Source organism: Streptomyces auratus (assembly GCF_050433025.1).
Taxonomy (GTDB): domain Bacteria; phylum Actinomycetota; class Actinomycetes; order Streptomycetales; family Streptomycetaceae; genus Streptomyces; species Streptomyces sioyaensis.
Map to the genome: position 1 here is coordinate 1,382,737 of NZ_JBNGCB010000003.1, position 12,641 is coordinate 1,395,377.

The 12,641-nt window shown below is 70.8% G+C and carries 11 protein-coding genes; 4 read left to right on the plus strand and 7 right to left on the minus strand.

Annotated elements, in window-relative coordinates; genetic code table 11:
- The first annotated feature begins 184 nt into the window (after positions 1-184).
- From BKA18_RS25760 to BKA18_RS25775, 4 genes are all read left to right on the plus strand, one after another.
- Positions 185-2,653, plus strand: coding sequence for a polysaccharide lyase 8 family protein (locus tag BKA18_RS25760; protein ID WP_366048784.1), 2,469 nt, complete (start codon positions 185-187; stop codon positions 2,651-2,653).
- Positions 2,654-2,873: 220 nt separating this feature from the next.
- A complete protein-coding gene (locus BKA18_RS25765) occupies positions 2,874-4,457 on the plus strand; it encodes an acyl-CoA carboxylase subunit beta (protein WP_006602901.1) in 1,584 nt (527 codons plus the stop codon).
- 54 nt (positions 4,458-4,511) lie between these two features.
- Positions 4,512-4,721, plus strand: a complete 210-nt coding sequence (locus tag BKA18_RS25770) for an acyl-CoA carboxylase epsilon subunit (RefSeq protein WP_366048783.1) — start codon at positions 4,512-4,514, stop codon at positions 4,719-4,721.
- A 344-nt stretch (positions 4,722-5,065) separates the two neighbouring features.
- Positions 5,066-5,722 carry a DUF4360 domain-containing protein gene (locus BKA18_RS25775; RefSeq protein ID WP_006602899.1) on the plus strand — a complete coding sequence of 219 codons (657 nt, stop codon included), beginning with the start codon at positions 5,066-5,068 and terminating at the stop codon, positions 5,720-5,722.
- A gap of 205 nt (positions 5,723-5,927) precedes the next feature.
- Here the strand turns inward: BKA18_RS25775 and BKA18_RS25780 are convergent, their stop codons facing one another.
- The 7 genes from BKA18_RS25780 to BKA18_RS25810 form a co-directional block, all read right to left on the minus strand.
- The gene (locus BKA18_RS25780; RefSeq protein WP_073447656.1) at positions 5,928-6,506 is read right to left on the minus strand and encodes a GTP-binding protein; all 579 of its coding nucleotides are present in this window, start codon (positions 6,504-6,506) and stop codon (positions 5,928-5,930) included.
- Positions 6,487-7,101, minus strand: coding sequence for a DUF742 domain-containing protein (locus BKA18_RS25785; RefSeq protein WP_040898265.1), 615 nt, complete (start codon positions 7,099-7,101; stop codon positions 6,487-6,489). The genes BKA18_RS25780 and BKA18_RS25785 overlap by 20 nt, the downstream gene beginning before the upstream one ends.
- A gap of 84 nt (positions 7,102-7,185) precedes the next feature.
- Positions 7,186-7,599, minus strand: coding sequence for a roadblock/LC7 domain-containing protein (locus BKA18_RS25790; protein WP_018087204.1), 414 nt, complete (start codon positions 7,597-7,599; stop codon positions 7,186-7,188).
- A 10-nt stretch (positions 7,600-7,609) separates the two neighbouring features.
- Positions 7,610-10,735 carry a sensor histidine kinase gene (locus tag BKA18_RS25795; protein WP_366048839.1) on the minus strand — a complete coding sequence of 1,042 codons (3,126 nt, stop codon included), beginning with the start codon at positions 10,733-10,735 and terminating at the stop codon, positions 7,610-7,612.
- A 403-nt stretch (positions 10,736-11,138) separates the two neighbouring features.
- On the minus strand, positions 11,139-11,732 hold the full coding sequence (locus BKA18_RS25800) for a GTP-binding protein (protein ID WP_211823508.1): 594 nt from the start codon (positions 11,730-11,732) through the stop codon (positions 11,139-11,141).
- Positions 11,713-12,123, minus strand: coding sequence for a DUF742 domain-containing protein (locus BKA18_RS25805; RefSeq protein ID WP_006602894.1), 411 nt, complete (start codon positions 12,121-12,123; stop codon positions 11,713-11,715). Before BKA18_RS25805 ends, BKA18_RS25800 begins: the two co-directional genes overlap by 20 nt.
- A gap of 104 nt (positions 12,124-12,227) precedes the next feature.
- Positions 12,228-12,641: a roadblock/LC7 domain-containing protein gene (locus BKA18_RS25810; protein WP_093485348.1), complete on the minus strand. Its 414-nt coding sequence runs from the start codon at positions 12,639-12,641 to the stop codon at positions 12,228-12,230.

A 12,641-nucleotide genomic window follows, 5' to 3' on the forward strand; every position in this document is an offset into this window, starting at 1 on the left:
GACGCCACCGTAACTCCATATGGTTCAATATTCAACCTCTCTGTCCGGATCGGGCTCCGCCGGGCGGGTGGCCCGCGGCGTTCCGGCGCGGTCATTGCCGCGCTGCGACGGCCCGTGCTAGACCATCGGAAACTCCCAAGTGCGCAGCGCCACACACCGGTTGACGCCATGGAGAGGACCGACCGTGCCGCCTGCCCCCGCCACGTCCGTCTGGTCGCCGTCCGTCTGGTCCCGCCGAGGATTCCTCGCCGCCGCCGCCGCCGCGAGCGTGCTCGGCCGCGCCGCCCGCCCTTCGTACGCCGCCCCCGGACCGGCCGCGTCCGCCGCGTCAGCCGGTGACGAGTTCGACGCCCTCCGTGGCCGCTGGTGCGCGCTCACCCTCGGCACCGGCTTCGACCCCGCCGCCCCGCCGTACGCCGCCGCCCTCCAGGAGACCGGCGCGCTCGCCGGCACCTTCCGGGCGGGCATGCGCCCGGCCGCGGACTCGCTCTGGCCGGACTGCCGCTACGACCCGCCGTCCGGCATCACCCAGAGCTACGGCCGGCTCGCCACCATGGCCCAGGCCTACGCCCAGCCCGGCACCGGCCACACCGGCGACCACGGCCTCGCCGAGGACGTCCTCACCGGCCTCGGCCACCTCGAAGCCACCGTCTACCGCACCGGCACCACTCGCTACGGCAACTGGTGGGAATGGCAGATCGGCAGCCCCAGACTCCTCCTCGACACCCTCGCGATCCTCGACGAGCACCTGCCCGACGGCCTGCCCGGTGCCCTGCGCGAGCGCTGCCTCGCCGCCGTCGACCACTTCGTCCCCGACGCCCTGCTCGGCGACTACACCGGCACCAGCACCGGCGCCAACCGCGTCGACCTGTGCCGGGTCGTCGCCCTGCGCGGCATCCTCGGCCGCGCCCCCGCCAAGGTCGCGCTGGCCCGCGACGCCCTCTCCCCGGTCTTCCCCTACGTCACCCGCGGCGACGGCCTCTACGCCGACGGCTCCTTCGTCCAGCACACCTGGGTCGCCTACTCCGGCACCTACGGCTGTGTCCTGCTGGACGGCCTGGGGCGGCTGTTCACCCTGCTCGGGGGCTCGTCCTGGCAGCTCACCGATCCGGCGCGGCAGATCGTCCTCGACAGCGTCGAGCATGCCTACGCCCCGCTGCTCCACAACGGACTGATGATGGACAGCGTCAACGGGCGGGCCGTCAGCCGCGGTTACCTCCGCAGCGACGAGCGGCAGATCATGCGCAGCGACCACTATCACGGGCATGCACTGATCGCCGCCGTCGCGCTGCTCGCCGAGGGCGCGAGCGCCGCGGAGCGGGCCCGCTGGCACGCCATGATCAAGGGCTGGACCGCCCGGGACCGCGTGCTGCCCGTCCTCACCGACCGGCAGTACACGGTCGCCGACCTCGCCCGCCTCCACCGGATCGCCGACAGCTCGGTGCCGGCCGCCCCCGAACCCGTCGGCCACCGGCTCTTCCCCGCCATGGACCGTGCCGTCCACCGCCGCCCCGGCTGGGCCGCGGGCCTGGCCATGGCCTCCGACCGCATCACGTACTACGAGAACGGCAACGGCGAGAACCCGCGCGGCTGGCACACCGGCGCCGGCATGCTCTATTGGTGGGGCGCGGAGTTCGGCGGCGACCAGTACACGGACGCCTTCTGGCCGACCGTCGACCCCTACCGGCTCCCCGGCACGACCGTCTCCACCAAGCGGCTGGCCGACAACGAGGGCGGCGGCTGGGGCGAGCCCAAGCCCGCCGCACGCTGGGTCGGCGGCACCACCGACGGGGAGTTCGCCGCGCTCGGACAGGACCTGCGCGGCCTGGCCTCGACCCTCACCGCCAAGAAGTCCTGGTTCGCGCTCGCGGACTGCGTCGTCTGCCTGGGCGCCGGCATCACCGCCCACGACGGGGTACCGGCCGAGACCGTCGTCGACAACCGCTGCCTGGGCGAGTCCGGCACCGCCCATCTCACCGTCGACGGGGTACGCCAACCCGGCACGCTCGGCGCGACCCGCTCCTTCCGCTGCGCCCACTGGGCCCACCTCGCCGGACACGGCGGCTACGTCTTCCCCGGCGGCGCCCCCCTGACGACGCTGCGCGAGGCCCGCACCGGCTCCTGGCACGACATCAACACCACCTCCTCCCCCCGCCCGTTCACCCGCCGCTACCTCACCCTCTGGCACGACCACGGCACCGACCCCGCCGACGCCGGCTACGCCTACCTCCTCATGCCGGGCGCCGGCCGCCGCACCCTCGCCGCCCGCGCCGCCGACCGGCGCTGGCTGACGGTGCTCGCCAATGACGCCGGCCGGCAGGCGATCGCCGTCGAGCGGCTCGGCGTCACGGCCGCGAACTTCTGGCGCGCGGGCAGCGCCGGGCCGCTCACCAGCAGCGGCCCGGCGAGCGTGCTGGTCCGTGAGCGGCGGCCCGGGCGGCGGCCGGGGGGCGGCGGCCGGACGGCGCGGCTGTGCGTGGCCGCGCCGGAGCGCTCCGGGGAGACGCTGGAGATCATCTGGTCACGGCCGGTGCGCGCGGTGCTCGGCCACGACCCGGCGATCGAGGTGCTGGCCGCCGGACCCACCCTCCGGCTGCGGCTGACCCCCGGCACCGCCTGCGCCACCCACACCTGCACGGTCCGGCTGGGCTGACCGGCCCGGACGGGCGGCGCGGTCGCTTCCTGGCCGCACTTTGGGGAGACCCCTACATTTGTCGGTCCCATACAGACCCGGCGCCGCTCCGCCACCCGAACGGGCGCCGGGACGCGGGGCACGTACAGCACGGTTCTGTACTGCCTGCCCACCAAATCGCATGCGACGTTGTACGAAACCGACATCGGTGCGGGACGCCCCGCACACGTACCGTCGATACATGACCACTGTCGAAGATCTGCCCGCCGGCGCCAACGACGCCCGCGGGCGCGTCGCCGAGCTGCATGCCATCCGCGAGCAGGTCAGGCGAGGACCCAGCGAGCGGGCGACCGAAGCGCAGCGTGCGAAGGGCAAGCTGACGGCGCGCGAGCGGATCGAGCTGCTGCTGGACGAGGGTTCGTTCAACGAGGTCGAGCCGCTGCGGCGGCACCGCGCGACGGGCTTCGGCCTGGAGGCGAAGAAGCCCTACACCGACGGCGTGATCACCGGCTGGGGCACCGTGCACGGCCGGACCGTGTTCACCTACGCGCACGACTTCCGGATCTTCGGCGGCGCGCTGGGCGAGGCCCACGCCACCAAGATCCACAAGATCATGGACATGGCCATCCAGGCCGGTGCGCCCCTGGTCTCGCTGAACGACGGCGCCGGCGCCCGTATCCAGGAGGGCGTCTCCGCGCTCGCCGGCTACGGCGGCATCTTCCAGCGCAACACCAAGGCCTCGGGTGTCATCCCGCAGATCTCGGTGATGCTCGGCCCGTGCGCGGGCGGCGCGGCCTACTCCCCGGCGCTGACCGACTTCGTCTTCATGGTCCGCGAGACCTCGCAGATGTTCATCACCGGCCCGGACGTGGTCCGTGCGGTGACCGGCGAGGAGATCACCCAGAACGGCCTCGGCGGCGCCGACGTGCACGCCGAGACCTCCGGCGTGTGCCACTTCGCCTACGACGACGAGGTCACCTGCCTGGAGGAGGTCCGCTACCTCCTCTCGCTGCTGCCGGCCAACAACCGCGAGAACCCGCCGTCGGTGCCCTGCGAGGACCCCGCCGACCGCTCCGGTGACGCACTGCTCGACCTGGTCCCGGCCGACGGCAACCGCCCGTACGACATGCGCAAGGTCATCGAGGAGATCGTCGACGACGGCGAATTCCTGGAGGTCCACGAGCGCTGGGCGACCAACATCATCTGCGCGCTGACCCGGCTCGACGGCCGGGTGGTGGGCATCATCGCCAACCAGCCGCAGTCGCTGGCCGGTGTGCTGGACATCGAGGCGTCCGAGAAGGCCGCCCGCTTCGTCCAGATGTGCGACGCCTTCAACATCCCGATCGTCACCTTCCTCGACGTGCCCGGCTTCCTGCCCGGCGTCGACCAGGAGCACGGCGGCATCATCCGGCACGGCGCCAAGCTGCTCTACGCCTACTGCAACGCCACCGTCCCGCGGATCTCCCTCGTCCTGCGCAAGGCCTACGGCGGCGCCTACATCGTCATGGACTCGCAGTCCATCGGCGCCGACCTGACCTACGCCTGGCCCACCAACGAGATCGCGGTGATGGGCGCCGAGGGCGCCGCCAACGTCATCTTCCGCAAGCAGATCGCCGAGGCCGACGACTCCGACGCCATGCGGATGCGGATGGTCAAGGAGTACAAGTCCGAGCTGATGCACCCGTATTACGCGGCCGAGCGCGGCCTGGTCGACGACGTCATCGACCCCGCCGAAACCCGCCACACCCTCATCCGCTCCCTGGAAATGCTGCGCACCAAGCACGCGGACCTGCCGGCCCGCAAGCACGGCAACCCGCCCCAGTAACCACGCCCGCACCCGCATCCGGCACCACGCCACCGCGACGACGGAGAGAAGACCGTGAACACTGCCCAGCGCACCGATTCCATCCGCGTGGAGAAGGGCCAGGCCAGCGAGGAGGAGCTGGCCGCCCTGACCGCCGTCCTGCTGGCCCGCGCCGCCCACCGGCCCACGGCCGCCGCCCCGGCCGGTCCGCACGCCACCGCCGCCCGCTGGCGCCGCCTGGAGCGCCAGAACGGCTTCCACGGCGCGACCAGCTGGCAGCGCTGACGCCCGACGCACCACCGCACGAACGAGGGGCCCGCAGGCAGGTGCTGCGGGCCCCGCGTCGTGTGCGCCTGCGAGCCTCGGAGCGGCACGTGCCGCGCCCCCACGCCATCCCCATCAGGGCATATACCGCCGAACAGCCGCTGAATCCCCGTGATATGAGGCGACATCACTTTTTCGACCCGGTGTTCCGGTTCGGCATGCCGCGTCCGAATCAAGGCGTAGGTTCGCCCCAACCCTGGGGAGCAGAGCTGTTCAAGGCGCCCGTCCCCGTGCTGGCATGCGCTCGTCATTCCACTCCTGATGTTCCGCGCCGCGGGCCACAGGACGACCGGAAGGAAGAGCCCATGCTCAGCAGGCTCAGTGCTGGTGCCGCAGTGGCATCGTTGCTCCTCGCCGGATCGGCATCCCCCACCGCCGCAGCAGGGTTCGGCGACGAACCGCCGACCGGAAAGATCACGATCACCGTTGCCACGGTCAACGGATCGGGCTGCAGACCCGGCAGCGCCGCCGTGGCCATCGCGCCCGACAACACCGCCTTCACCGTCACGTACAGCGAATACCTCGCCCAGGCGGGCGCCGGCACCAAGCCGACCGACTCCCGCAAGAACTGCCAGATCGCACTGAACGTGCATGTCCCGCAGGGCTTCACGTACGCGATCGCCCGGGCCGACTACCGCGGCTACGCCTCCCTGGCCAAGGGCGCCAGGGGACTGGAGCAGGCGGGCTACTACTTCCAGGGCCAGCAGGAGACGGCCCGTAAGAGCCACACCTTCACCGGCGCCTACGACGCCAACTGGCAGACGTCGGACGAGACCGGTGTCGACGCGCTCGTCTACGCACCCTGTGGCGAGGAGCGCTACTTCAACATCAACACCGAGATGCGGGTGGACGCCAAGTCGGCGGACCCCAAGTCCACCAGCTACATGGCCATGGACTCCACCGACGGCAGCATCAACACCGTGTACCACTTCGCATGGAAGGAGTGCCCCGCGCACAAGTGAGGCCGCAGCGCCGGCCACGGGCCCGTACGCGGCTGCGTGCGGGCCCCGCGGCCGGGCGGTCGACTGAGCAGCCCGGCCGACGGCAGGGGCGGCCAGGCTCCCCGCTGAGCGCCCGAGGACGCGGGGTACGACGAAGGCCCCCGCACCTGACCGATGTGGGGGCCTTTCGTCGTACGGCGTTGCGGGCACGGGGCCCGCACCCGACCTAGCGCAGGCGGGCCATCAGCGCGTGCTCCACGAGCGTGATGAGGGCGCTCTTGGCCTCGCTGCGGTGCCGGGCGTCGGTGGTGATGATCGGCGCGTCCGGGCCGATCTGGAGCGCCTCGCGCACCTCGTCCGGCGTGTACGGCTGGTGGCCGTCGAAGCCGTTGAGGGCGATCACGAACGGCAGGCCGCTGTTCTCGAAGTAGTCGACCGCGGGGAAGCAGTCGGCGAGGCGGCGGGTGTCGACCAGGACGACGGCGCCGATGGCGCCGCGGACGAGGTCGTCCCACATGAACCAGAAGCGGTCCTGTCCGGGTGTACCGAAGAGGTACAGGATCAGGTCCTGGTCCAGGGTGATCCGGCCGAAGTCCATGGCCACGGTGGTGGTCGTCTTGTCCGGCGCGTGCGTGAGGTCGTCGATGCCCGCCGAGGCGGAGGTCATCACGGCTTCGGTGCGCAGCGGGTTGATCTCTGAGACGGCCCCGACGAACGTGGTCTTGCCCACGCCGAAGCCGCCCGCCACCACGATTTTCGCGGAGGTGGTGGAGCGGGCTGCACCGCTAGAGCTTGCGAAGTCCACTGAGCACCCTTTCGAGCAGTGTCACATCTGGCTGTCCGCCGGCGGTCTCGTCCCCGCCGGGCTGATGGATGGCGACGAGCCCGGCCTCCGCCAGGTCGGCGACGAGGATCCGGGCGACGCCGAGGGGGATGGAGAGTAGCGCGGAGATCTCGGCAACGGACTTGATCTCGCGGCAGAGGTGGCAGATGCGCTGGTGCTCCGGCAGCTGGCCCTGCAACTTGGAGGGGTCGGCGGTCGTGCTGACCAGCGCTTCGATGGCGAGCTGGTAGCGCGGCCGGGTCCGGCCTCCGGTCATGGCGTACGGGCGCACGAGGGGGTTGTTCGTGCCGGTGGAGGCGGGCTCGGGAGCCCGCCGCTGCGGCTGCACCGGCTGGATGCGCGGTGCCTGCGGCTGGTCGTACACCGACGGCTCGTACGGCTGGGAGTCGTACGGCCGGGGCTGCTGCTGGGGGCGCTGCGGCTGCTGCGGCGGCTGGGGCCGCTGCGGCCGCTGGCTCGGCGCAGACGGGAAGTTGAAGCGGTTGTGATGGGTCTCGCCCACAGGCCCGGACTCCTGTCCGGAACCATACGGGTATCCGCTCGGGGGCGTTGCCACGTCTCCTCCTCCAACTTGCCTGTCTGACGCCGGTCGCGCCACCGAACCATAAGGCGCGGTGGCGGGAAACGCACTGCCTGTTTGTTAGTTGAGAAGGCTGCCCTGCAGTTCTGCGCGCAGGTCGGGCGTCAGGACCGTGCCCGCGCGGTCGACCAGCAGGGCCATCTCGTAACCGACGAGGCCGATGTCGCACTCGGGGTGTGCGAGCACGGCCAGTGAGGATCCGTCGGAGACGGACATGATGAAGAGGAAGCCGCGCTCCATCTCCACCACGGTCTGGTTGACGCTCCCGCCCTCGAAGATGCGGGACGCGCCGGAGGTCAGCGAGGTGAGGCCGGAGGCCACCGCCGCCAACTGATCGGCTCTGTCACGAGGGAAGCCCTCGGACATGGCGAGGAGGAGACCGTCCGCGGAGACCACGACCGTGTGGGACACCCCGGGGGTGTTGTCCACGAAGTTGGTGATCAACCAGTTCAGATTCTGCGCCGCCTGGCTCATCGGGCTCACACTAACGCTCCTGATCGTAGGTGCTGCCGGGGCCGTAGCCCTGTTGGTCATTCTGGGGGACCCCGGAGGGGTCCGTGCCGACGCTGCGTCCCTGCTGGACACCGCGGCGCAGGTTACTCAGCCTGCCGCGGACGTCCTCCGGGGCGCGGGAGACCTGGGGGCCGCCCTGTGGCGTCTGCTCCGCGGCACCTTCGACCAGGTTGGCCTTGGGCACCCGCCGGGGGAGGCCGGAGGAGGTGACTCCGCCCGCCTTCGGCTCGCGCAGCTGCTCCGCCCGCTCCCAGCGCGCATCGTTGGAACTGCGCCAGTCGGAGCCGTCCTGGCCGGTCTCCGGCGCGCTCCGCTGCTGCTGCACCTGCGGTGCCTGCTGGTCGCGGCCTCCGCGGCGCGGAAGGCCGGCATCCGTCAGCGGGGGTGCGTCGCTCGGTGTGGGGCCCGGACGCTGGAATGGTACGCGCTCAGGGCCGTCAGCGGGAGCGGCAGTTGTATTCCGGTCAGATTCCGCTTCGGTCCCGAAGTAGCTCTCGAATGCAGGCCGTTCGCTCCACTCGTCCGGCTGCGCCGCCTCGTGGGACACGTATGGCTGCTGGCCGGTGGTCTCTGCGAAGCCCGGGTCGGCGAACGCCTGGCTGCCGTGGGACCGGTCGTCGTAGAGCGGTTGATCGGCTTCCGCATATGCCTGGTCGGGGTAGTCCTGAGCCTGGCCGGGGAAGTCCTGTGCCTGACCCGGGAAGTCCTGGTAGGCGTCGGCGGACGGCACCTCGTCACGGAACAGCGGACGGTCACCGCCGACCGGCTGCTCACCGGAGGCCTGGGCCTCCAGGGCGGCCCGGCGCTCCTCGCGGACCAGCGAGCGGCCCACCATGTCCATGTCCCCGGCGTCCTGGCGGCCGTAGCGGCTGTCGTCGAAGCCCAGCTCGGCGGCGGTGGGCTGGCGGCCCTGGCCGTCGTACGACGCCTGCTGGTGCTCCGGAACGATCCGGGAGACGGTGAAGTCGTCGTCGAACCGCTCCTCGCCGCCACCGCCGTGGGTGATCGCCTCGGGCAGCATGACCAGGGACGTGGTGCCCGCCTGCTCGCCGGAGGGGCGCAGCTGCACCCGGATCCCGTGCCGGTCGGCCAGCCGGCCGACCACGAACAGGCCCATGCGCTGGGAGATCGCGGCATCCACGCTCGGCGGGTTGGCCAGCTTGTGGTTGATGTCCGCGAAGTCCTCGGGGGTGAGCCCGATGCCCTTGTCGTGGATCTCGATCATCACCCGGCCGTCGGGCAGCCTGGTCGCGGCGACCCGCACCTTGGTCTGCGGCGAGGAGAACGTGGTGGCGTTCTCCAGCAGCTCGGACAGCAGGTGCACGAGGTCGGTCACGGCGGTGCCGTGGATCTCGCTCTCGGGGACGCCGGTGAGGTCTATTCGCTCGTACGACTCGACCTCACTGATCGCCGCCCGCAGGACGTCGACCAGCGGCACGGGCTGGTTCCAGCGGCGGCCGGGCTCCTCGCCCGCGAGGATGAGGAGGTTCTCGCCGTTGCGCCGCATGCGGGTGGCGAGGTGGTCCAGCCGGAAGAGGCTCTCCAGCTGGTCCGGGTCCGCCTCGTTGTTCTCCAGGTCGGTGATCAGCTCCAACTGGCGCTCGATCAGGCCCTGGTTGCGGCTGGAGAGGTTGGTGAAGATCGCGTTGACGTTGCCCCGCAGCAGCGCCTGCTCGGCGGCGAGCCGGACGGCCTCGCGGTGGACCTGGTCGAAGGCGCGGGCGACCTCGCCGATCTCGTCGGTGGTGGAGATCGGGATGGGCTGCACACGGGTGTCGACCCGGCCCGGGTCGGTCCGCGAGAGCTGGTCGACCAGCATCGGCAGCCGCTGCTCGGCGATGCCGAAGGCGGCGGTGCGCAGCTGGCGCATGTTGCGGCTCATCCGGCGGGCCATCAGACCGGCCACGACGAAGGCGATGATCAGCGCGGCCAGCACGATGCCGGAGTCGACGAAGGTGGACTGCCGGGCGTCGTCGGAGATCTGCGCCGCCTCGTTCACGGCCTTGTCCGCCAGGTCCTTCTCGATGGACCGGTACATGCTGAACTTGCCGGTCGCCGAGGCGAAGTAGCTGTCGGAGGTGATGCCGCGGGTGCTCAGGGACTCCGGCGCCGCGCCGGTGGCGATCAGCGTCGACATCTGGTCGATCGTCGGCGGGGTGCGGAACGGCCGGCCGGCGGCCTGGGCCTGCGCCTTCGCCTGGGCGATCTTGTGCTGCGCGGTCTGCTTGAGCGCCGCGGCGTCCTTGTTCAGCCGGGCGACGTCCTCGGGCGTGCCGCCGGAGGTGAACTCGCCGATGGCGATGCCCTCCAGGTAGCGGTACGACGCGAAGGCGGTCAGCTGGAGCTTGTGCTCCTTGCCGCCCTGCGGGGTCGCCGGGTCGACCAGGAGGTGGGTGCCGATGGACCGTTCCAGCGACTCGGCGGCCTTGGCCAGCGCGATGGCGTAGACGGTACGGCCGTAGGAGGTGATGTTGCCGGTGCCCAGGCCGAGTTCGTTGGCGAACTCCATCAGGGGGTGCTGGATCTCGACGTACCCCTCTTCGGTCTGCACACCGTGCAGCTTGGAGGTGTACGCGACCTGGCGCAGCTTCTGGAGCTTGGGCTCGACCTTCTCGAAGGAGGTGAGCCGGCGCTTGAGGCCGGGCTTGTCCGGGATGGCCTTGGCGGCTTCGTGGAACTTGGTGGCGGCGGCGTCGGTGGTGTCCCGCGCCTCCTGGACGACCGGGTCGTCCTTCTTGCCCTTCAACAGCGGCGCCGCGGTGCGGTCCCGCTCGTCGATCATGGCGGTGCTGTAGGAGAGCGCGGCACGTACGAGCTTCGCGGTGTTCTCCGCGTCCTGTGCTTCCTGCCAGGTGGCGAACGAACTGTTCACCCGCAGGCCACCGAATACCAGGGCGAGCAGCACCGGGATCAGCAGAATGGCGTTCAGACGGGTGGCCACGCGCCAGTTGCGCGGGGAGTACTTCCCACCACTGACCGGAGGCTTCGCGACCGTGTTTTCGGGCGCGTCGGAAGCCGGTACGCCACCTCTGGGTGGCGGGGTGAAGTTGCCCCGCCGCGGTTCCTGCGGCTCGGGGCTCTCCTTGCTTCGCCTCACTCGACCAACAACCTCTCGGCGCCGGCACTGACTTGCTGTGCCGTTTCTTCTGGGCGTTCCTACTCCGGAGTTTCAGCGAATTTCAGCACGTCAGGGCGGTGCGTTCCAAACACTGGGCAAAGACGGAGCGGGCGCGGAAGTGCCTTAGATAAAAGGGGCGTTAAGGGCGAGCCGCGTCAAAATGCAGGAGAAATGTGAGCGCAGCGAAGCCGGGCATGCGCGCGGGGTGTCGAAACACCTGTGATTCACTGTCGAAACGTTATGAAGCAAATTTGTCTGCGTGTCGAAGGACACAGATCGACTTAGGGCATCTCGGGAACCTGCCCCGGAGAAGGGCGGCATACCCCGAGTGGGACAACTGCCGTACGGCCCGCACCGGATGGCGGGCGGGCCGTACGGCGCGCTACTGCAGGCGGGCCATCAGCGCGTGCTCCACGAGCGTGATGAGGGCGCTCTTGGCCTCGCTGCGGTGCCGGGCGTCGGTGGTGATGATCGGGGTCCCGGGGCCGATCTGCAGCGCCTCGCGCACCTCTTCGGGGGCGTACGGCTGGTACCCCTCGAAGCCGTTGAGGGCCACGACGAACGGCAGGCCGCTGTTCTCGAAGTAGTCCACGGCGGGGAAGCAGTCGGCGAGGCGGCGGGTGTCGACCAGGACGACGGCGCCGATGGCGCCGCGGACGAGGTCGTCCCACATGAACCAGAAGCGGTCCTGTCCGGGTGTACCGAAGAGGTACAGGATCAGGTCCTGGTCCAGGGTGATCCGGCCGAAGTCCATGGCCACGGTGGTGGTCGTCTTGTCCGGCGCGTGCGTGAGGTCGTCGATGCCCGCCGAGGCGGAGGTCATCACGGCTTCGGTGCGCAGCGGGTTGATCTCTGAGACGGCGCCCACGAACGTGGTCTTGCCCACGCCGAAGCCGCCCGCCACCACGATCTTGGCGGACGTCGTGGCGCGGGCCGCACTGCCCCCGAAGCCGCTGTCAGAGCTTGCGAAGTCCACTGAGCACCCTCTCGAGCAAGGTCACGTCCGGTGTTCCGCCGGCCTCGCCGCTGCCACCGGGCTGGTGGATCGCCACCATCCCGGCCTCTGCCAGGTCCGCGACCAGGATCCGCGCCACACCGAGCGGGATGTTGAGCAGAGCGGAGACCTCGGCGACCGACTTCACCTCACGGCACAGATGACAGATCCGCTGGTGCTCGGGCAGCAGCCCGGGCAGCTGGGCGGGGTCGGCGGTCGTGCTGACCAGCGCCTCGATGGCGAGCTGGTAGCGCGGCCGGGTCCGGCCTCCGGTCATGGCGTACGGGCGCACCAGCGGCTGGTCACCTTCGTCCCCGTACGGCGCTTGGCTGTACGCGCCGTACGGGCCGGAAGTGGCAGGTGGCGGGGTCATGGGTCCTCCGGACGGGACAGTGGGACTGTCGTCGGGTTGGGCCGGTGGGGGGTGGCGGCACGATGGGGTGGGGTGGTGCTGGACGGGGTGGCGCTGCGGACGCCTCAGTGCAGCAGGCTGCCCTGGAGTTCGGCGCGCAGGTCGGGCGTCAGGACCGTGCCCGCGCGGTCGACCAGCAGGGCCATCTCGTAACCGACGAGGCCGATGTCGCACTCGGGGTGTGCGAGCACGGCCAGTGAGGATCCGTCGGAGACGGACATGATGAAGAGGAAGCCGCGCTCCATCTCCACCACGGTCTGGTTGACGCTCCCGCCCTCGAAGATGCGGGACGCGCCGGAGGTCAGCGAGGTGAGGCCGGAGGCCACCGCCGCCAACTGATCGGCACGATCGCGGGGGAAGCCCTCGGACATCGCGAGGAGCAGCCCGTCCGCGGAGACCACCACCGTGTGCGACACCCCGGGGGTGTTGTCCACGAAGTTGGTGATCAACCAGTTCAGATTCTGCGCCGCCTGGCTCAT